The sequence below is a fragment of the Lysobacter olei genome (assembly GCF_054777355.1).
The window spans coordinates 274222-294201 of the sequence record NZ_BAAHAT010000005.1 but is presented as its reverse complement, the minus strand read 5'-3'; the positions used below and the strand labels follow the sequence as shown (position 1 = coordinate 294201).

General features: G+C 66.2%; 21 protein-coding genes. 11 read left to right on the top strand and 10 right to left on the bottom strand.

Annotated features, from left to right (window positions below; translation table 11 throughout):
- Nucleotide 1 precedes the first annotated feature (1 nt).
- The 4 genes from ku to ACYVBS_RS09705 all read right to left on the bottom strand — a co-directional run bounded on the left by ku (nucleotide 2) and on the right by ACYVBS_RS09705 (nucleotide 2771).
- Nucleotides 2–925 carry a non-homologous end joining protein Ku gene (gene ku, locus ACYVBS_RS09720; RefSeq protein WP_460823334.1) on the bottom strand — a complete coding sequence of 308 codons (924 nt, stop codon included), beginning with the start codon at nucleotides 923–925 and terminating at the stop codon, nucleotides 2–4.
- 69 nt (nucleotides 926–994) lie between these two features.
- The gene (locus ACYVBS_RS09715; RefSeq protein ID WP_460823332.1) at nucleotides 995–1312 is read right to left on the bottom strand and encodes a hypothetical protein; all 318 of its coding nucleotides are present in this window, start codon (nucleotides 1310–1312) and stop codon (nucleotides 995–997) included.
- Nucleotides 1313–1556: 244 nt separating this feature from the next.
- Entirely contained in the window at nucleotides 1557–2123 is a 567-nt protein-coding gene (locus ACYVBS_RS09710) for a DUF7010 family protein (RefSeq protein ID WP_460823331.1), read from the bottom strand.
- 126 nt (nucleotides 2124–2249) lie between these two features.
- Nucleotides 2250–2771: a DUF1993 domain-containing protein gene (locus tag ACYVBS_RS09705; protein ID WP_460823330.1), complete on the bottom strand. Its 522-nt coding sequence runs from the start codon at nucleotides 2769–2771 to the stop codon at nucleotides 2250–2252.
- 175 nt (nucleotides 2772–2946) lie between these two features.
- On the opposite strand from ACYVBS_RS09705, the gene ACYVBS_RS09700 reads away from it, so the two are divergent.
- The 5 genes from ACYVBS_RS09700 to ACYVBS_RS09680 all read left to right on the top strand — a co-directional run bounded on the left by ACYVBS_RS09700 (nucleotide 2947) and on the right by ACYVBS_RS09680 (nucleotide 6237).
- Entirely contained in the window at nucleotides 2947–3555 is a 609-nt protein-coding gene (locus ACYVBS_RS09700; protein WP_460823329.1) for a c-type cytochrome, read from the top strand.
- Complete coding sequence (locus ACYVBS_RS09695) at nucleotides 3552–4538, top strand: c-type cytochrome (RefSeq protein ID WP_460823328.1); 987 nt, start codon at nucleotides 3552–3554, stop codon at nucleotides 4536–4538. Before ACYVBS_RS09700 ends, ACYVBS_RS09695 begins: the two co-directional genes overlap by 4 nt.
- An 18-nt stretch (nucleotides 4539–4556) precedes the next feature.
- Nucleotides 4557–4949: a DUF302 domain-containing protein gene (locus ACYVBS_RS09690; RefSeq protein WP_460823327.1), complete on the top strand. Its 393-nt coding sequence runs from the start codon at nucleotides 4557–4559 to the stop codon at nucleotides 4947–4949.
- Nucleotides 4950–5033: 84 nt separating this feature from the next.
- Nucleotides 5034–5411, top strand: coding sequence for a rhodanese-like domain-containing protein (locus ACYVBS_RS09685; protein WP_460823326.1), 378 nt, complete (start codon nucleotides 5034–5036; stop codon nucleotides 5409–5411).
- A 46-nt stretch (nucleotides 5412–5457) separates the two neighbouring features.
- Nucleotides 5458–6237, top strand: coding sequence for a sulfite exporter TauE/SafE family protein (locus ACYVBS_RS09680; protein ID WP_460823403.1), 780 nt, complete (start codon nucleotides 5458–5460; stop codon nucleotides 6235–6237).
- A gap of 130 nt (nucleotides 6238–6367) precedes the next feature.
- Here the strand turns inward: ACYVBS_RS09680 and ACYVBS_RS09675 are convergent, their stop codons facing one another.
- The 4 genes from ACYVBS_RS09675 to ACYVBS_RS09660 all read right to left on the bottom strand — a co-directional run bounded on the left by ACYVBS_RS09675 (nucleotide 6368) and on the right by ACYVBS_RS09660 (nucleotide 10486).
- Nucleotides 6368–8497, bottom strand: coding sequence for a catalase (locus tag ACYVBS_RS09675; protein ID WP_460823325.1), 2130 nt, complete (start codon nucleotides 8495–8497; stop codon nucleotides 6368–6370).
- A 121-nt stretch (nucleotides 8498–8618) separates the two neighbouring features.
- Nucleotides 8619–9179, bottom strand: a complete 561-nt coding sequence (locus ACYVBS_RS09670) for a YceI family protein (protein ID WP_460823324.1) — start codon at nucleotides 9177–9179, stop codon at nucleotides 8619–8621.
- A gap of 2 nt (nucleotides 9180–9181) precedes the next feature.
- Complete coding sequence (locus ACYVBS_RS09665; RefSeq protein WP_460823322.1) at nucleotides 9182–9766, bottom strand: cytochrome b; 585 nt, start codon at nucleotides 9764–9766, stop codon at nucleotides 9182–9184.
- 12 nt (nucleotides 9767–9778) lie between these two features.
- Nucleotides 9779–10486 carry a pirin family protein gene (locus ACYVBS_RS09660; RefSeq protein WP_460823321.1) on the bottom strand — a complete coding sequence of 236 codons (708 nt, stop codon included), beginning with the start codon at nucleotides 10484–10486 and terminating at the stop codon, nucleotides 9779–9781.
- A gap of 188 nt (nucleotides 10487–10674) precedes the next feature.
- Here ACYVBS_RS09660 and ACYVBS_RS09655 point away from each other — a divergent pair, with 188 nt between their 5' ends.
- Nucleotides 10675–11364 carry a glutathione S-transferase family protein gene (locus ACYVBS_RS09655; protein WP_460823320.1) on the top strand — a complete coding sequence of 230 codons (690 nt, stop codon included), beginning with the start codon at nucleotides 10675–10677 and terminating at the stop codon, nucleotides 11362–11364.
- Between the two features lie 22 nt (nucleotides 11365–11386).
- Here the strand turns inward: ACYVBS_RS09655 and ACYVBS_RS09650 are convergent, their stop codons facing one another.
- Both ACYVBS_RS09650 and ACYVBS_RS09645 read right to left on the bottom strand, forming a co-directional pair.
- Nucleotides 11387–11536, bottom strand: coding sequence for a hypothetical protein (locus ACYVBS_RS09650; RefSeq protein WP_460823319.1), 150 nt, complete (start codon nucleotides 11534–11536; stop codon nucleotides 11387–11389).
- A 168-nt stretch (nucleotides 11537–11704) separates the two neighbouring features.
- On the bottom strand, nucleotides 11705–12493 hold the full coding sequence (locus ACYVBS_RS09645; RefSeq protein ID WP_460823318.1) for a dioxygenase family protein: 789 nt from the start codon (nucleotides 12491–12493) through the stop codon (nucleotides 11705–11707).
- A 170-nt stretch (nucleotides 12494–12663) separates the two neighbouring features.
- Here ACYVBS_RS09645 and ACYVBS_RS09640 point away from each other — a divergent pair, with 170 nt between their 5' ends.
- The 5 genes from ACYVBS_RS09640 to ACYVBS_RS09620 all read left to right on the top strand — a co-directional run bounded on the left by ACYVBS_RS09640 (nucleotide 12664) and on the right by ACYVBS_RS09620 (nucleotide 19936).
- Nucleotides 12664–13686: a glycerophosphodiester phosphodiesterase gene (locus ACYVBS_RS09640; RefSeq protein ID WP_460823402.1), complete on the top strand. Its 1023-nt coding sequence runs from the start codon at nucleotides 12664–12666 to the stop codon at nucleotides 13684–13686.
- Between the two features lie 120 nt (nucleotides 13687–13806).
- Nucleotides 13807–14424: a transcriptional repressor LexA gene (gene lexA, locus ACYVBS_RS09635; RefSeq protein WP_460823317.1), complete on the top strand. Its 618-nt coding sequence runs from the start codon at nucleotides 13807–13809 to the stop codon at nucleotides 14422–14424.
- A 2-nt stretch (nucleotides 14425–14426) separates the two neighbouring features.
- Nucleotides 14427–15161, top strand: coding sequence for a translesion DNA synthesis-associated protein ImuA (locus ACYVBS_RS09630; RefSeq protein ID WP_460823316.1), 735 nt, complete (start codon nucleotides 14427–14429; stop codon nucleotides 15159–15161).
- Nucleotides 15162–15173: 12 nt separating this feature from the next.
- Complete coding sequence (locus ACYVBS_RS09625; protein ID WP_460823315.1) at nucleotides 15174–16607, top strand: Y-family DNA polymerase; 1434 nt, start codon at nucleotides 15174–15176, stop codon at nucleotides 16605–16607.
- Nucleotides 16604–19936 (top strand): error-prone DNA polymerase, encoded by a 3333-nt coding sequence (locus ACYVBS_RS09620; protein ID WP_460823314.1) that lies wholly within the window; start codon nucleotides 16604–16606, stop codon nucleotides 19934–19936. Before ACYVBS_RS09625 ends, ACYVBS_RS09620 begins: the two co-directional genes overlap by 4 nt.
- Nucleotides 19937–19980: the final 44 nt, after the last annotated feature.

Here is a 19980-nt window from a genome sequence, read left to right as displayed (position 1 = left end):
TTCACCTCGTCGCCCCGCCGCTCCGTGGCGCGCGCTTGGTTGGGGCCTTCTTGGCCACTTTGCGGGCCGGGGCCTTCCTGGCGGACGCCGCCTTGCCCGTTGCGGCCTTCCGGGCCGGTGTGCGCTTCTTCGTGTCCAGGCTCTTCTGCAGCAGCGCCATGAAGTCGACCACGTTGGTCGCCGCATCCTCGTGCTCGGGCGCCGCCGTCTCGGCGATGCGCGTCGTCGCACCCTTGGCCTTGATCCGCTTCCGGATGATCGATTCCAGCCGTTTGCGGAACTCGTCCTGGTAATCGTCGGGTTGCCACTTCGCCGCCATCGACTCGATCAGGCTCTTGGCCATTTCGATCTCCTTGGCGGTGATGCGGAAGTCGGCGGCCTTGCCCGACGGCAGCTTGTACTCGTCCGGCTCCACCAGCTCCTGCGGGTAGCGCAGCATGATCAAGACCAGCGCCTCGCCCTCTGGCACCACCGCACACAGGTACTCCCGGGTGCGGATCACCACCCGCGCCACGCCCACTTTCCCAGTACTGGCCAGGGTTTCGCGCAGCAGCACGTAGCCTTTCTCAGCCTTCTTGCCTGGCACCAGGATGTAGGGTTTCTCGTAGAAGCGCAGCCCTATCTCGTCCCGGTCGACGAAGGCCTCGACGTCTACCGACTCATGGGTTTGCGGTGCGGCGGACGCGATGTCCTCCTTGTCGACCACCACATAGCTGCCCTTGTCGTACTCAAAGGCCTTGATGATGTCCTTCCACGGCACTTCCTCACCGGTCTCGGCGTTGACGCGCTCGAAGCGGATCGGCTTCTTGTCCCGCGAGTCCAGCATGCGGAAACTGAGGTCAACCTTGCGCTCGCCCGGCATCAGCGAAACGGGGATATTCAGCAGACCGAATGACAGGGTTCCTGTCCAGATCGGGCGTGCCATGGCGCGCTCCAATGGGGTTTCGCCCTGATTTTCGCGACGTCCCCGGGAAACCCATGTGAACATGCCGCGTCAGCCAGGCCCATCCCCTGACAGCCACCCGTCCAGTCGCGCTCGAGCCTGAAGATTGGCAGTCCGGACGCAACATGAATGGGTCGATGCAATGGCGAGGTACAACTGCTCGGCCGCTGGCTTGCTGCATACCGTTGCCAGATCATGGGCAAACAGCTTCAGCTCGGTGAGGGTGAGCGTCCTGCTGGCATAGCGTTTGACTGCATGCCCCTGCAGGGCCGCAAGCAGCTCATCGGATGCGTCTTCAAGCGCATTTTCCAAAAACGGCTTCTTCCGCGACGCCGTCAGGTAGGAATCCAGAAGTTTCGCAGGGTCCATGCCGCCCAGACTCCGAGTGGGAAACTGGAGTGCAGTGGGCCTGTGCCGACGTCACCGGCATGTGATCAACGGCCATGCTTTCCAGGCAGGCATATCGCATTGGGGGAGCGTATGGCAAAGCCGGTAGGGATTGCTCATGTCGTCCATGACCACGCTGATCGGCACTCATTGCCGGGCTCTATTCCGAGCTCATTCTCTCGCGTGCGTCACGATCGCTCAACGGGCGCAGGCGACTGGAGCGCAACTAGCGCCGCCTGTTGACCAGCCGTCGCCGCTCGACCGTCGCCGCCGTCAACATGGCCAAGGTCATGCCCACCGAGATGGGCAGGGCCGCGGCCTCGCTCCAGAGCAATTGCATCACCCCGACACCCACCACCGACACAACACCGAGTACTGCGTAAGGCTTCGATCGGTATAGCCACGCAAATGGCAGGAAGTGGGCACCGACCAGAGTGGCCAGGCCAAAAGGTACCAGCGCGGGCGCTTGCGAGAACAATACAGCCACGGTCACCCAACCCAGCAGCTGCGTGCCGCCAAGCGTCCAGATCAAGCTGGCCCAGGGGTGGCCGCGCGCGAGCATGTCACCGCCCAACTGCCGATTGAGGATGAACCCGACCGGATACACGACCACACCTCCCAGCACGGTCGCCCATGCCAAGGCATCCACCGAAAGCCCGTGCAGGAGCAGCGTGCCGGCCAGTGCAGCCCAGAAGAACGCGCCGGACATGGTTGCCCCCACCCCGCCCAGCGTGATCTCCGCCAAGGCGTCGCGGACCGCCAGTGTTGTGGCCCCCGAGCCCGCCGTGCTCATGCCGACCTCAATGATTCGTTGTCCATGTTCGCTCAATGACCGTGGTTGCGTTGGCGCTGAATAACACGGTCGGCATCGGCAGGCTGTCGATGACGGCAGCGTGGCACCCAGGCTCCGGTCTCGCGCTCAGCCTGCCGTCGCCTGCCTGACATGGGGCGCCAGGTACGTCATGAAGTCCGCCTTTCCCACGGGCACCCCCAGCGAGCGCAGGATCGCGTAGGCGGTGGTGACATGGAAGTAGAGGTTCGGCAGGAGGTACTCGCTGACGTACTGGCGGGCAGGCAATTCGCAGTAGCGGCCAGGACCCAAGCCGATGCGTTTGGTCTCATCCAGCTTTGAGTCGTCAGCTCCAATACCCTGCACCATCGCCTTGGTGCCCGCAATGGCATCGCGGGCCTGGGCCAAGGTCGCAAACTCCGGCTTGAGGTTCTCGATGGGTTGCCCCGCGCACCATTGCGCGAAGCCGCGCGGCTGGTTGCAGGCAAACGCGATCTGCCCACCCAGCGGGACCATGTCCGGCGCCAGTCGTTCCTGCATCACGGCGTCGAACTCCGGCAGGTGTTTCTGACCCAGCGTCAGGATGTGATCCAGAGTGTCGAGGCGGGTCAGGAAGACGCGCTGGAGTTCGGTGATCTCTCGGTTGGCCATGAAGTCCTCTTTGGAAAGGGGGGAACGCATTCGCGCGACCAACTGAAGATTACCCGACGCGTGTGCCTCAACGCGGCCCTCACCTGCCGCCAATCACACTGGGAACATGGACCAACGCGCTATGGAACAAACACGCCCGCATCGGCTTGCGTGGCTGTTGATAGGGGTCTGGGCCATGGGCCCCACTCTCTCCGCCCGAGCTGCAGATCCGGCCACCATGGCCAATGCTGGAAGCAACGGGCAGGCCCCGTGCGCCAGCTGCCATGGCCAGGACGGCGGCGGGCAAGCGTCCTTCCCGCGTTTGGCGGGATTGAATGCCGCTTACCTGGAGCACCAATTGGATAGCTTCGCCAACGGTACGCGGCTCAATCCCGTCATGGAGCCGGTGGCAAAAGCGTTGGCTCCGCGGGATCGCGCCGCAATGGCCGCCTATTACGCGGCAATGCCCGTACCGCCCAAACTGGTCCGCAAGACCCCATCCCCCGCCGGCGACCGCAGTGTCGGAGCACGTTTGGCACGCGAAGGGGCGTGGAACAGGGGCGTGCCAGCATGCGAACAGTGCCACGCGCGCGGCGGCACCGGCGTCGGCACCGCGTTTCCGCCGGTAACAGGTCAGCCTGCCGCATATCTCAGCGGCCAGCTCAACGCCTGGAAGTCGGGTACACGCAAAAACGACCCACTCCAGCTGATGCGGACGATATCCGAGAAACTCACGCAGGAAGAAGTCTCGGCGGTCTCGGAGTGGCTGGCGCAACAGCCCGCGCACGTGGCGGACGTCAAATGAGGCCCGGTATTCAACATCGTGGGGCAGCGGCAATCGCGTTCGTCGCGCTGGCTACAGTCGTCGCCGCCACGGCATGCGACAACGTGCGTCCCCCGCGTACGGCCTACCGCGCAAAACCGGCCATCGCCGCCGAGGAGGCGCCTGTCACCACCGCAGCGCCGTCGCCCGAAGCGGTGCAAACGGCCGCAACTTTTTCACCGCCCTCTTTCGATGACATCCCCGAGGGTGAGTATGGCGATCTGGTTCGGCTGGGCCGGAAGATCTTCCTCGACACCCCTACGCATGCGGCGCAGTACGTGGGCAACGGCCTGAGCTGCGGCAACTGCCATCTGGACGCAGGGCGCTTGGCGAACTCCGCGCCGCTGTGGGGCGCATTTGTTCGCTACCCGGCCTATCGGGCCAAAACGGGCGAGGTGAACAACTACCTGGAGCGGCTGCAGGGCTGCTTCACGTACAGCATGAACGGCACCGCGCCCCCCGCTGACAGCAAGGAACTCAAGGCATTGGAGGTCTATTCCTACTGGATGTCGCAAGGGGTTCCGGTAGGGGCAAAGATGCAGGGTGCCGGATATCCCAAGGACTTCAAGCCTCCTCAGGATCCTGACTACGCGCGTGGCAAGGCGGTGTATACGAAGAGTTGCGCGTTGTGCCACGGCCCGGACGGGCTTGGACAGAAGGCAGCAGGCCGTTATGTCTTTCCACCCCTGTGGGGTCGCGACTCCTACAACTGGGGTGCCGGCATGCACCAGTTGGATAACGCAGCGGCCTTCATCAAAGCCAACATGCCCCTCGGCCGTGGCAACACGCTCAGCGCCCAGGAGGCTTGGGACGTGGCGAAATACATCAATGCCCAGGAACGACCGCAAGACCCGCGGTACGCCGGCGACCTGGCAGACACCCGCAAGCGCTTCCATGATTCGCCGCACTCGTTGTACGGGCTGGAGGTGGAAGGCCGGCTGCTGGGTTCCCGGCCCGCCCGTTAAACCCACTTTGGAGTGACCATGACCTTCATTCGCCGAAGCGACCATTCCGTCGAAATTCTGTTCCAGCGCGTGCAGGACGCCGCAAAGGCCAATGGCTTTGGCGTGCTGCATACCTACGATTTCAAGCAGATCCTGGCCGGCAAGGGTTTCGACCTGCCCCAGGAGGTGCGCGTGCTGGAGGTCTGCAATCCGGCACAAGCCCACGAGGTGCTGGGCATGGATGTTGCGCTCAACATGATGCTGCCTTGCCGGATATCGGTGTACGAGGACGATGGCGGCACCGCCGTTGGGATGGTGCCCCCCTCGGCGCTGCTGGCACTGGTCTCGCAGGATCCGCGCATCCAGTCCGCTGCCCGCGAGGTGGAAGTGACCATGGAGAAGATCATCGAGCAGGCGGTCGCGCAAGACTGACTGATGGGGGCCTCGCGTTCATCGGTTATGCATATTAGCCAATGCTAATATATGATTATCCTATCCCTGTGCGCGTGGTACCCCATGAGCTTCATTCGTTCCCTTTTCTCGGCCAACGCGGCCGGCGAACTCGCTCCGCAGGAGGCGCAGCGTGCCATCTCCGACGGCACCCCCTTGGTGGACGTGCGCGAACCCGGCGAATTCCAGGCAGGCGCCATCCCCGGTGCGATCAACGTGCCGCTGGGCCGCATCCAGCAGCAGGGCCTACAGGCCCTGAGCGACGCCGGCGTGAACGTTGCCGAGGGTGACGTCATTCTGGTCTGCCGCAGCGGTGCTCGCAGCGGAAATGCATGTGCAACGCTCCAAACCGCGCTTGGCGAACGCGCACGGAACCTGTCGGGTGGCGTGATGGCGTGGGCGCGGGCCGGCCTGCCGCTGACTCCCAGCGGTCGCGCGGTCTAATCCACAGCCCTTCTCTGCCAAGACCTGACACATGCTCACTTTGACGCTGGTGCAGTATCTGCTCGGCGCCGGCGCGGGCGTGCTGGTGGGACTGTCGCTGGGCATGGTGGGGGGCGGTGGTTCCATCCTCGCCGTCCCCCTCTTGGCCTACCTGGTGGGCATCCACGACCCGCATGTGGCCATCGGCACCAGTGCCGTCGCGGTGGCGGCCAATGCCGCCATCAACCTCGTCACCCATGCACGAGTCGGCAACGTCAAATGGCGCTGCGCGGCGCTGTTTGCGACTGCGGGCGTGGCCGGCGCCTGGTTGGGCTCGACGCTCGGCAAGGGGTTTGACGGGCAAAAGCTGCTCGCCCTGTTCGCGATCTTGATGGTGGTGGTAGCGGCATTGATGCTACGCGCCCGCGGTAGTGAGGGCGACGAGGCGGTCGTATTGAACCGCGCCAATGCGCCGCGGCTGGTCGGCTCCGGCGCGGCTACCGGGCTGCTGTCCGGCTTCTTCGGCATCGGCGGCGGGTTCCTGGTGGTGCCCGGCCTCATGGCCTCCACAGGAATGCCGATCCTCTACGCCGTGGGATCGTCGTTGGTCGCGGTGACGCTGTTCGGGCTGACCACCGCCGTCAATTACGCCCGCTCCGGATACGTAGACTGGGTGCTGGCCGCCGTTTTCATCGGCGGTGGCGTGCTGGGTGGGCTGCTGGGCGCCCGCTGGGCCAAACGCTTGTCAGGCCGCAAGGGCGCGCTCAATGCGGTCTTCGCGGTGATGATCCTTCTGGTCGCGGTGTACATGCTGTACCGCAGTGCGCACGCACTGGGATACCTGTGAATCTGACGCCTCCGCCCTGCCGCTGAGTCAATCCGGTTCCTTTGTCAGCCAAGTCCGCAGAGCGGCCAACGCTCTTGCTGATTCACCGGGGCCGGCAAAGCCGGCCACTCGGTGTTGACCCATGGCCCGCTCAGGCCAACGTGCGCAGCTTTGGCTCACGCTTCCACTGACGAGTCTTCGCCAGTCGAATGAAATCAGCTACGTCTGCTGGATCCACGACGCCCGCATCAGGCTTGATGTTGGCCGCCTTGAGAAGGTGAGCACGCGTACCGCCACAGGCAGCGATGGCCTTGAGGTGGCCGAATGCATCGCGGAACCAGTCGATGGCCGCCCCGTCCCGTGCAAGCTTTTCCGCCTCGGCCGGGTCGAGCACGCTGGCCACGGCATCGAACAGCACTGATGGTGTTCCGGCCAACTGGCCATCCACCTTCTGCAACTTGCCATCCTTCAGGGTGACATGGCGCTTTGGCGCGACGATCTTGACCTGCGCCCCGGCCTTTTCGGCGGCCTTACGCAGCGCATCCACCTGCTTGCCGTCGCTACCCTCGGCCACCAGGATGCCAATGCTCCGGCCTTCCAATGTGTCCTTCATCTTGGGGATCAAGGTGACGGCCGGCGACTCCGGCAGGTCCAGCGTGGGCGCCGCGGCCGGTGCGGCCGGCGGCAGCTTCGCCATGCCCAAGCCATCCGCGACCCGCTGGGCCAACCCTTCATCGATGTTGCGCAACTGCGACACGCTGCGCTCGCGGACCGGGTCGTCCTCAACCTTTGCCAGTTCAAACACCAGCGCGGACGCCAAGTGCGCCTGCTCCAATTCCGTCTGACTTCGCCAGAACATGCGGGGCTGGCTGTAGTGATCGGCGAACGAGGCAGCGCGCAGGCGCCCCTTCCTGCCATCGTCGGGTGCCTTCTCCGCAAAGCTGCGAAAGCCGGTCGATACCTCGCGCCCATTGGGCTCCGACCCATCCTTGTCCAGGGAAGCCGGCTCGTAGGCGACCCGCCCCCTGGGCACCTGCATCTGCATGTGCGCATCGCGCTGGTGGTTGGCAAACGGGCACTTGGGCGCGTTGATCGGGATCTGGGTGAAGTTGGGGCCGCCCAGTCGCGATAGCTGGGTATCCAGGTATGAGAACAGCCGCCCCTGCAGCAACGGGTCGTTACTGAAGTCGATTCCGGGCACCAGGTTGGCCGGGCAGAACGCCACCTGGTCGTTCTCGGCGAAGTGGTTGTCCGGATTGCGGTCCAGCACCATGCGCCCGACCACCTGCAGGGGCACCAGTTCTTCCGGCACGAGTTTGGTGGCATCAAGGTGGTCGAACGGGAAGGTTTCGGCCTCCTCCTCCGTAAACAACTGCACGCACAGGTCCCACTCAGGGAACTGACCGGCATTGATGGCCTCAAACAGGTCGCGGCGGTGGAAGTCGTTGTCCGCGCCCTGCAATTTCACCGCCTCATCCCACAGGGTGGACTGCAGGCCCAGCTTGGGCCGCCAGTGGAACTTGACGAAGGTGGACTCACCCGCGGAATTGACCAGGCGGAAGCTGTGGATGCCAAACCCCTCGATCATGCGCAACGAGCGCGGAATGCCGCGATCGCTCAACGCCCACATCACCATGTGGAGGGTCTCGGGCGAGAGCGAAACGAAGTCCCAGAACGTGTCATGGGCGCTTCCAGCCTGCGGAAACCCGCGATCCGGCTCCATCTTCACCGCGTGGATGAAATCGGGGAACTTCATCGCGTCCTGGATGGCAAACACGGGCAGATTGTTGCCCACCAGGTCGAAGTTCCCTTCTTGGGTATAGAACTTGACCGCGAATCCGCGCACGTCACGTGGCGTGTCCACGCTGCCCGCACCGCCGGCCACGGTGGAGAAACGCACAAACACGGGAACGCGGCCCTTTTCGGTCAGGAACTTCGCGGTCGTGTACTTCGTCAGCGGCTTGGTCAGCTCGAAGTAGCCATGCGCGGCGCTGCCACGGGCATGCACGATGCGGTCAGGGATGCGCTCATGATCAAAGTGGGTGATCTTTTCGCGCAGAATGAAGTCTTCCAGCAATGTCGGACCGCGCGAGTACGCGCGCAGCGAATTCTGGTTGTCCGCAATCGGAATGCCCTGCGCGGTCGTCAAGATGCCACTGCGCGCAGTGGCCTGCTGGTGGGTTTCGCCGCCAGCGGCACGCGTCTGGTCTGCGGCCGATTGCTTGGTGGAGGCGGAAGATTTGGTGGCCGCGCGCTTGGACGGCTGCTTCCCGCTGGGCATGGTTCACGATTCCTGTGGACGGGCTTTTAAGCCTGCGCCCGGCATCGTGACGGGAGTGTGTTAGCGGGTGTCGCCGAGGCGTGACCACGACCGCGTGTGGCGCGGTCGTGGTCAAAGTGGATCAGGGCTTCGCTGTGAACGTCACCTTGGTGGAAATCGCCACCTCGTTGGGGATCAGCTCGGTGTCGGCCCAGTCGCCTCCCCCCACGCCGAAGTCGAGGCGTTTGACCGTGGCCTTCCCGGTCAGCACGGGCTTCGCGCCCGGGGTCCACGTGAAGGTCAGTGTAGCCGGCCGGCTCACTCCACGAAGGCTCAGTGTCCCGTCGGCGGCGTACTTGTTGCCACCCAGGCTGCGGAAGCCGTTGGCGGTGTAACGGGCCTGGGCAAACTTGGCGACGTTGAAGAAGTCCGCACTTTGCAGCGTGGTGTCGCGGTCGCTGTTCCTCGTGGTGGCACCTGCCAGCGGGATAACTACATCCAGCTTGGCGGCTTTCGGCGCAGCGGGGTCAAAACTGAGCGTGGTGCGGAAGCCAGGGAACTGCCCGGTGAACACCTCACCCTGGTACTGGCTGGCGAAACTCAACGCACCCGACGCCTGCACGTACTCCGCAGCGCCGGCGGGCGCGGCGGCCAGCAGAGCCGCAGCGATGGGGAAGGACAGCAGGAAAGGCTTGAACGTCATCGTCAGTACTCCGGTTCGGTTACAGCTACGGTGTTGCGACGCTTCACAAGGGGCAACATGCGCGCCAGGGTGTCGTCACGTTGGATCACGTGGTGGTAAACCGCCGCGCCCGCGTGCAGTGCGACCAGTGCCACCAGCAGCCAGAATCCGTACTCATGGATGCCAGCGGCCAGATCCGCCATGCCTTGATCACGACCCGCCAGTGCCGGCAGGTTGAACTGTTTGAACCATTGCAGCGGATAACCCGATGCCGAGTTGAACAGCCAACCGCTGAATGGAATGGCAAGCATCAACACATACAGTGCCACGTGCGTCATGGATGCGACACGGGCTTGCCAGGTCGGCGTAGTCGCCAGTGGGGCGGGCGCACCCTCATGGGCGCGCCACGCCAGCCGTAACAGGACCAATGCCAGGAGGGTCAGGCCCAGCGACTTGTGCAACGCGTAGTTGCTTATCTTGGCGGGCGTGCTGGGCATGTCGACCATGCCCAGTCCCAGCCACGCGATCCATACCAGCAGCGCAAGCGTGGCCCAATGCATGGCCTGGCTGACCATGCCCCAGCGGTTGGAGGGATTCTTCATTGCCATGAGCAGCCCCACTTACGGCAAGCGTGGCAGGTCGAACACCAGCAATTCGGCGCCGGTGCCCTGTTCGACTTCCACGCGGGTTTCCTCCGCGAAGAGCAGCGCATCGCCTGCCGCCAGCGCGTGGCCGTTGACGACGGCCTTGCCGCGCGCCAGATGCACGTACGCCAGACGCGCCGGGGCCAGCGTGAGCGACGCCGTCTCGCCTCCATCGAACAGACCCGCGTACATCCGCGCATCCTGGTGGATCGTGACTGAGCCCTCGCTGCCATCCGGGCTGGCGACCAGTCTCAGGCGACCCCGCTTCTCCGCTTCCGGGTAGGCCTTCTGCTCGTAGCTGGGCTTGATGCCGCGTACGGCGGGAATGATCCAGATCTGCAGGAAGTGCGTGGTGCCTTCCTGGTCGTGGTTGTACTCCGAATGGGTCACGCCGGTGCCCGCGCTCATGCGTTGCACCTCGCCCGGCACGATGGTCGCGCCGTTGCCTATGGAGTCGCGGTGGGCCAGCGCGCCATCGAGTACGTAGCTGATGATCTCCATGTCCTGGTGCGGGTGCGTACCGAAGCCCTGCCCGGCCTGCACGCGGTCCTCATTGATGACGCGCAACGGACCCCAATGCACGTGGCGCGGGTCGTGGTAGCCAGCAAACGAAAAGCTGTGCCACGAATCCAGCCAGCCGTGGTTGGCGTAGCCGCGTTCGTTGGCGGGGCGCAGGGTAATCATCGCGAACCTCCGAAGGGGGGCGTGGCGCGTGCCACGCGGGACGGAGGGCAGTTTGGTTGAGCACCAATGCAGAATAAATCACCCAGAACAACACCAATTGTTCCAAATATGGGTCAATCCAAAACCCACGTTCCTGACCCTCTCTGGTCACGCCATACTGGCCGCCTTTCACCGTCCGGGACGACGTCATGTATCGCTTGCATATCGCCAACAAGAACTACTCCTCCTGGTCGTTGCGCCCCTGGGTGCTGATGCAGGTTCTGGGCATTCCGTTCGAGGAGTCGCTGACGCCGTTCGCCGCTCCGGGTGCACCCAACCCGTTCCGGTCGTTCTCGCCCAGCGGACAGGTGCCGTGTCTGCTGCACAGTGGGCGTGCGATGTGGGATTCGCTGGCCATCACCGAGTATCTGGCCGAGCGTCACCCCACGGTGTGGCCGAAGGACGACGTCGCGCGCGCGTGGGCGCGATGCGCCGCGGCGGAAATGCATGCGGGCTTTCGCAACCTGCGCACGCAGTGCACCATGAATTGCGGAGTTCGGGTTGCACTGGACGCCATCACGCCCGGCACGCAGGCGGACCTGGCGCGCATCGATGCGCTGTGGAACGAAGGCCTTGCGCGCTTTGGCGGTCCGTTCCTCGCGGGGGCGGAATTCACGGCCGTGGATGCGTTCTTCGCGCCGGTCGCCTTCCGCATCCAGACGTACACCTTGCCGCTGTCGCAGACGTCACTGGACTACGCGGCGCGGCTGTTGGCCCTGCCAGCAATGGCGTCCTGGTATGCAGCCGCTCTGGCCGAAACATGGCGCGATGAAGCCCACGAACAAGAGCTGCGCGAAACCGGCCGAATCGTGCAGGATCTGCGCAGCCCGGCCGCCTAAGACGTAGAAAACCGCGGGCTGGTCAGGGCAGGAAGCCGCCCCCCAGCCCTGACGGATGCGTCGGGCCGCTGTTCACCCAGGCCCAGACCACGGCCCCCGCCAATGCCAGCCCGAGCACGCTGCGTAATACCCGCTCCAAGCGGTCCCCACTGGGGCGTCTGTGCGTGCTCATGGTGTCGTCCCCCTCTTTCTCGGGTTCCATGAAACGCCAGTTGCACGCAGCGGTCTGGGATGAGGATCACAGGCCGTGCAATTGCGTTGGGCAATGCGTGTGCAATTGCGAACCCCATCGCATTGGCTGCGCACATCCTGAATCGCAGCGAACGATGCCGCGTGACGGCTACGCGGCGGCGGTGTCGCCCCAGAGGTAGGAATCCATCGACAGCACCTCATAAGTCATGCCGCCCTCGATGAAGCGGGCGACATCCGAGGGCTGGCGCGCGCCCAAGGCCACCAGCAGCGGCAGGAAGTGCTCTTCGGTGGGATGTGCCCGTTGCGCATGCGGGGCGCGCTGGCGGTAATCCACCAGTCCCTGCACGTCATGGCGAGCCACCGCGTCCTGCACCCAGTCGGCAAATTGCTGGGCGTACTCGGGATCGCGGATGTGCTGGCGGAATTCGTACAGGTTGTGGGTCAGGCTGCCGGACCCGATGATCAACACGCCCTGCTGGCGCAATGGCGCCAGCGCAGCACCCAAGCGCAGCGCACCGGCCGCGTCGATGTCGTGTGGCAGCGATACCTGGAACACCGGCAGGTCACCCTCCGGCCGCAGGTGGCGCAGCGGCACCCACGCCCCATGGTCCAGGCCGCGCTGCGCGTCGAGCGTGACATCAAAGCCCGCATCGCCCAAGCGGCGGGCAGCCTCCATTGCCACGTCCGGTGCGCCCTCCACGTCGTAGCGCAGGGTGTACAGCACCTGGGGAAATCCGCCGAAATCGTGGATCGTCTCCGGCCGGGCACTGGTCATGACCCGCACGCCGCGGGTCTGCCAATGCGGCGACACCACCAGGACAGCGCGCACATCCTGCAGCGATGCACCCAAGGCCCGCAGACTCGGGCCCAACTGGCCAGGCTCGACCGCGAACATCGGCGATCCATGCGATACGAACAGGGATGGCGCAGCAGTCATGGGGAGGCTCTCCGTGGAAGCGGGCCAGTGGCAAGCTGGCATGATGGGATCCAGTCTAGGTGCACACCGACTGGCAACAAATGGAGGCAGGGATGACGTTACGTTCCACCGATGTGGACAATCACGGCACCCAGGCCGGCACGACACGACCGACGAGCGACCATCAACGAATGCCATTGGCCTTGCGCCCGCTCGTGATCGCCCACCGCGGCGCCAGCGCTTTGCGTCCGGAGCACACGTTGGCGGCGTATGCCCAAGCCATCGCCGACGGCGCGGATTTCATCGAGCCCGATTTGGTGGCCACGCGTGATGGAGTGCTCGTCGCCCGACATGAGAGCGAACTCAGCAGCACGACCGATGTAGCTCAGCGGGCCGAGTTCGCGCACCGCCGCCGGCAGCAGGTTATCGACGGCCAATCCCTCGAAGGGTGGTTTACCGAAGACTTCACCCTCGCCGAACTGAAGACGCTGCGCGTCCACGAACGTCTTGCCGGACTTCGGTCCACCGCCCATGACGGCCAGTTCCCGATTGCCACGCTGGATGAAGTGATCGAACTGGTCGCCACCGAATCCGGTCGCTTGGGGCGCACCATCGGCCTGATCCCGGAACTCAAGCACCCGACCCATTTCCAGCAACTGGGCCTCGCCCTTGAGGATCGCCTGCTCGAGCGATTGCAGGCACACGCCTACACCCGCACGGCGCCGGTGATGGTCCAGTCATTCGAAGTGGACAACCTGCGATACCTGCGCGCCCGGCTGCGGGAACGCCCCAATATCCGCCTGCTGCAATTGGTGGGCGCGCCGGATGAGGGGCCCATCGACCAGCGGGACGAGGGCGGTTTTCGCCTGACCTACCGACAGATGACGACGCCGCAAGGCCTGCGCGCGGTCGCCGGTTATGCACACGCGATCGGTCCACCTGCGCGCGCCATCATTCCCCTGACCCCCGATGGCGCATTGGGGACGCCGACATCGCTGGTCCGTGATGCGCACGACGTCTGCCTTCAAGTACTGCCTTACACATTCCGTCCTGAAAACCACTTCCTGCCCCCGGCGCTGTGGCAGGGCCACGATCCAGGCACCTGCCATCGCGACGGCTCAATCGCCGAGATTCGCGCTTACCTGGCCGCCGGCATCGACGGATTCTTCACCGACCATCCCGCGCTGGGGCGCGTGGCGGTAGACGGGCACTGACACCGGGTGAGCGGCCGCGCCGCATGGCGCGTCGCAATCCCTGAGACCGCTTGTCGGCAGGCTGGCTGCGCCGCCCTCCTGTTCACCCAGCCGCGCCCGTTTATGACTAATATTAGTCACATGAGCCTCACCGACACCCAACGCGCCATCCTCGACTTCATCCGCCAGCGGATCGAGGCCGAGGGCGTGCCGCCCAGCCAACTGGAGATCGCCGCGGCGTTCGGCTTCCGCCAGAACAAATCGGCCAATTACCACCTCAAGGCACTGGAAGACGCGGGCGTCATCGAGCGCGTCCCTGGCCAGGCCCGCGGCATCCGGCTGGTGGAGCGAAAGACGCGGCGGCGGCCCCGCCCCGAGCAGTTGCGCCTGCCGGTACTGGGCCAAGTGGCGGCCGGCCTGCCCATCGGCGCGGACATCGGCAGCGACGCGGAGATCCTGCTCGATCGGGTGCTGTTCTCCCCTACCCCTGACTACCTGCTGCGGGTGAAGGGCGACTCGATGCGCGAGGACGGCATCTTCGACGGCGACCTGGTGGCGGTCCACCGCACCAGCGAAGCCCGCAACGGCCAGGTGGTGGTGGCGCGGATCGATGGCGAAATCACCATCAAGCGGCTGGAGATGCGCACCGGGCACCTGCGCCTGTTGCCGCGCAATCCGGACTTCGGACCCATCGAGGTGCCGCCCGGCGCCGACTTCGCCATTGAAGGCATCTACTGCGGTCTGGTGCGCCAGGGGTGAACATGGGCACCGTGATGCCCTTGGAAGCCCTGCTGGACGCGCGCCGCGTCTGGCGTGGGCAGTCGCATGCGCCGGCCTCGTCCACCTGCCCTACCGGTCATGCCGCGCTGGATGCGGCCCTGCCTACCGGCGGCTGGCCGGAGGCGGCATTGACCGAACTGCTGCTGCCTGCTCCGGGCATGGGCGAGTTGCAGTTGCTGTGGCCCACGCTGGCACGCTTGTCAGCACCCACTGACGGAGCGGCCCATCCGGCCTCCGGCCCTGGGGCGAACAATGCACTGGACAAGAAGGCGGGCCAACGCGCCACCCGAGCCACGTGGCAAACGGCGGACGGGCGTGTCATCGCGGTGGTGGCCCCACCGTGGCTGCCCTACGCCCCCGCGTGGCAAGCCGCGGGCGTGCACCTGCCCAACCTGCAGGTAGTGCGGTGCGAAGGCCGTGATGCGCTCTGGGCCGCGGAGCAGTGCCTGCGCTCGGCGGCGTGTGCGGCAGTGTTGTGCTGGCCGGAGAAGGCCGACGACCGCGCCCTGCGCCGCCTGCAAGTGGCCGCCGAAACCGGACAGTGCCTAGGCTTCGCCTTTCGCGGCCCAGAGGCGGCACGCAACCCTTCGCCGGCCGCGCTGCGCCTGGTGCTGGAAGGCCGTTCGCGGGAAGGCGAACCGGCCCGCGTGCGCGTGCTCAAGTGCCGCGGCGGCGCCGTGCCGACGCAGTCCATTCCCCTGCGCGTGGCGCATTGATGCGGGGCGCACATGCACTGGGCTTGTCTGCTGCTGCCGCAACTGGCGCTGGATGGCGTCCTCCGTCGCCACCCCGCGCCACACGAACCGCTGGCGCTGGTCACGGGCCCTGCGCAACGTCGCGTGCTGCATGCGGTCAACCCGGCGGCGAAGGCACTGGGTTTGCGCGCAGGCATGGGCTGGGCCGCGGCGCAGGCGTTGTGCACGGGCTTTGCCACCGTCGAGCATGACCCCGAGGCCACCGAACACCTGCGCCAGCTGCTGGCCGCCTGGGCCTACGGATTCAGCTCGCAGGTCAGCACCGACCTGCCGCATGCCATCGTGCTGGAAGTGGGCGGCAGCCTGAATCTGTTCGGCCCCTGGTCGCGGTTCGAAGCCCGCCTGCGTGAGGAACTGCGCGCGCTGGGCATCCGCCACCGCATCAGCGTGGCGCCCAACCCGCAGGCGGCGCGCGTGCTGGCCAACGCGGGCGACGGGCTGGCATTGGACGAAGACGACCTAGTGGCGGGGCTGGGCCGCATTCCCGTCGAGCGTGCCGGTCTGGACCCGGCCGTGGCCACCGCGTTCTCACGCATGGGGCTGCGCCAGTTGCGACAGGTATTCGTCCTGCCCCGCGACGGCCTGGCGCGGCGCTTTCCCAAGGACCTGCTGCCTTGGCTGGACACGCTGCGCGGTCTGCGCGAAGCGCCCCTCCACCATTACCGCCCGCCTGACCGTTTCGATGCGCGCATCGAACTGGAGCAGGAAGTCGAATCCAGCCAGGCCCTGCTGTTCCCCCTGCGCCGGTTGACCGCCGACCTGGCCGCGTTCCTTGCCGGCCGCGACGGCGGCGTGCAGCGTTTCGTGCTGCGACTGGAACATGACCGTCGCGCCGACAGCGAAGTCGTCATCGGGCTGCTGGCCCCCGAACGCGAAGCCACCGTGCTGTTCGAACTGGCCCGCGGCCGGCTGGAGCAGGCCCGCGTACCCGCGCCCGTCCGTGGCCTGCGCCTGCTGGCGCGCGAACTGCCGCCGTTCGTGCCTGCGCGTCGCGATCTGTTCGATGCGCGACCGCAACAGGCGGTGCCGTGGTTGCAGTTGCGCGAGCGCCTGCGTGCGCGGCTGGGCGATGGCGCCGTGCATGGACTGGCGGTGCAGGCTGACCATCGCCCCGAACGGGCGTGGCACCGCCTGGACAATGACGGGCCTGCGTCCAGGAAAACATCCGCTTTCCCGCGACCGCCCAACCACGCACGTCCGGGCTGGTTGCTGCCCCTGCCGCAACCGCTGCCCGACGACGGCCTGCGCCTGCTCGCCGGCCCCGAGCGCATCGAGTCAGGCTGGTGGGACGACGGCGAAGCACGCCGCGATTACTACCTCGTCGAAACCGCCCAAGGCCAGCATGCGTGGGCGTGGTGCCCGGCAGGCGCGCATGGGCCGTGGACGCTGCACGGGTGGTTCGCATGATCACGCACCTGCTGCCACCGCCCCGCGCCTTTGCGTCCAGCCCCGCCCTGCAGGCACTCGAGACCCAAGCCTGGCCTGCGTATGCCGAACTGCATTGCCTGTCTGCTTTCAGCTTCCAGCGCGGCGCATCGGTGGCCAAGGAGTTGTTCGCAAGGGCGCAGGAACAGGGCTACCGCGCACTCGCCATCACCGACGAATGCACACTGGCTGGCATCGTCCGCGCCTTCGAGGCCGCGAAGGAGGCCGGCCTGCCCCTGATCGTGGGCAGCGAGGTGCGGGTGGAAGGCGGGCCGAAGCTGGTGCTGCTGGTGGCCACGCACGCGGGCTACATCGCATTGTGCGGGCTGATCACCGCCGCACGCCGACGTGCGCCCAAAGGCGAATACCGGTTGCTGCGCGAGGACTTCGAATGCCCCGGCATGGAGGGACTGTTGGCGCTGTGGGTGCCCGATGAAACCGACCTGCCGCCCTTGGAGTCCCCCCGCCACACCCAGCCTCTCCCGCCGGACACGGGGAATGGCGCGACCGCCATGGGGCCCGATGCCCAGACTGCCAACACCACCGCCTCCTGGCTCCATGAGCGTTTCCCGGGCCGTGCCTGGCTGGCGGTGGAACTGCACCACGGCCCCGATGACGCCACGCGGTTGCAACGCCTGCTCGCCCTGGCCCAGCACGGCGGCCTGCCCGCCGTAGCCACCGGCGACGTTCACATGCACGTGCGCCGTCGCCGTGCCTTGCAGGACACCCTCACCGCCATCCGCCACGGTTGCACGCTGGCGGAGGCCGGCGCCCACCTGTTCCCCAATGGCGAGCGCCACCTGCGCACGCGCGAGGCACTGGCCGCCACCTATCCCGCCGCGCTGCTGCACGAGACCCTGCGTATCGCCGAACGCTGCACCTTCCAACTGGACCAGCTGAGCTACGAATACCCGCACGAACTGGTCCCCGCCGGACACACCGCCACCACCTGGCTGCGACACCTGGTAGAGCAGGGTTCGCGCGACCGCTGGCCCACGGGCACCGATGCCGCGACCCGTGCCCAGATCGACCGCGAGTTGGCATTGATTGCACAGTTGAAGTACGAGTCCTACTTCCTCACCGTGCACGACATCGTCCGCTTTGCCCGCAGCCGCGGCATCCTCTGCCAAGGCCGCGGCTCGGCCGCCAACTCGGTGGTCTGCTACGCGTTGGGCGTGACCGCCATCGACCCGGTGCGCATGCAGATGCTGGTCGAGCGCTTCATCTCGGTGGAGCGCAACGAGCCCCCGGACATCGACATCGACTTCGAGCACGAGCGCCGCGAGGAAGTGCTGCAGTACGTGTTCCAGCGCTACGGCCGCGAGCGCGCCGCCCTCACCGCGGTGGCCATCAGCTACCGTGGCCGCAGCGCCATCCGCGACGTGGCCAAGGTGCTGGGCCTGCCGCCCGACCAGGTCAACGAACTGGCCGCCACCATGGACCGCTGGGGCGGCCGCGCCCCCATTCCGGAGTACCTGCGCGAACGCGGCTTCGACCCCGATTCCCCGCTGATGCAGCGAGTCATCGCGTTGACCACCGAGTTGATCGATTTCCCCCGCCACCTGTCGCAGCACCCCGGCGGTTTCGTCATCTCCGAACACCCGCTGCATACGCTGGTGCCGGTGGAAAACGCCGCCATGGACGACCGCACCGTCATCCAGTGGGACAAGAACGACCTCGACACGATGCAACTGATGAAGGTGGACTGCCTTGCGCTGGGCATGCTCACTGCCATCCGCAAGACACTGGACCTGCTGCGCCACCACGGCCGCGGCGACTACACCCTCGCCAGCATTCCCGCCGAAGACACACCCACCTACGAGATGATCTCGCGCGCCGACACGGTGGGCGTGTTCCAGATCGAATCGCGTGCGCAGATGGCGATGCTGCCGCGCCTGAAGCCCCGCTGTTTCTACGATCTGGTCATCGAGGTCGCCATCGTGCGCCCCGGCCCCATCCAGGGCGACATGGTGCACCCTTACCTGCGCCGCCGCCGGGGCGAGGAACCCGTCGAATACCCGCCCAAGCTGGAGAAGGTATTCGCGCGCACGTTGGGCGTGCCGCTGTTCCAGGAGCAGGTCATGCAACTGGCCATCGTCGGCGCCGGCTACACCGGTGGCGAGGCGGACAAGCTGCGACGCGACATGGCCGCCTGGAAGCGGCGCGGCGGACTGGACCCGCACCGCGAGAAGCTGACTCAGGGCATGCTGCGCAACGGCTTCACCCGCGAATACGCCGAGCACATCTTCAGCCAGATAAAAGGCTTCGGCGAGTACGGCTTCCCCGAGTCGCACGCCGCCAGTTTCGCCCTGCTCACGTATGCCAGCAGCTGGCTCAAATGCCACGAGCCCGCCGCCTTCACCTGCAGCCTGATCAACAGCCTGCCGATGGGCTTCTACAGCGCCGACCAGTTGCTGCAGGACGCACGTCGCCACCGCATCCAGGTCCTGCCGGTAGACGTGCGTCACAGCGAATGGGATTGCACGCTGGAATTCCCGGATCGCGGGTCGGCTGCGTCCAACGGCGCCACCTTCCGCGCCACCCTGCAGGCAGATCCTCCGGGCATTTGCGCGATGCAAAGTGCTCCGCCCCGACCCTCGCCCATGATTCGTCTGGGCCTGCGCATGGTGCAGGGATTCTCCGAAGGCGCGGCGCGCCAGCTGCATGCGGCGCGCCTACGCCGCCCCTTCGCTGACGTGGATGACCTGTGTCGCCGCGCCGCACTGGACGAACGTCATCGCAGCCTGCTGGCGGATGCGGGCGCACTCAAGGCCCTGGCGGGCCACCGCCATCGCGCCCGATGGGCCATTGCCGGCGTGGAGCCGCAATTGCCGCTGTTCGCCGACACCGTCGCCACACCCGAGCATGCCATCGCCCTGCCCATGCCCACCGCCGGCGAAGACCTGACGCTGGATTACGCCACCACCGGCACCACGCTGGGTCGCCACCCGATGGCCATGATCCGCAAGGCGCTTACCGGGCGACGCTGCAAGCGCTCCTCCGAGCTCGACACCCTGCCCCACGGCCGCCGGGTGCGTACCGCAGGACTGGTCACGTTGCGCCAGCGCCCGCAGACCGCCAGCGGCGTCACCTTCATGTCACTGGAAGACGAGGACGGCACCATCAACGTGGTCGTCTGGCGACACGTGGCCGAGCGCCAACGCCGTGCGCTGCTGGAATCACGCCTGCTGGTGGTCGAAGGCCGGCTGGAACGACAGGACGGCGTGCAGCACCTGATTGCCGAACGCATGGAGAACGCCAGCGACTTGCTCGGCACACTGGCAACGGGCCATTCGCGCGATTTCCACTGAGCGCTCCGGCTGCATTGCCAACGCCAGACGCAACGCGCCCCCTG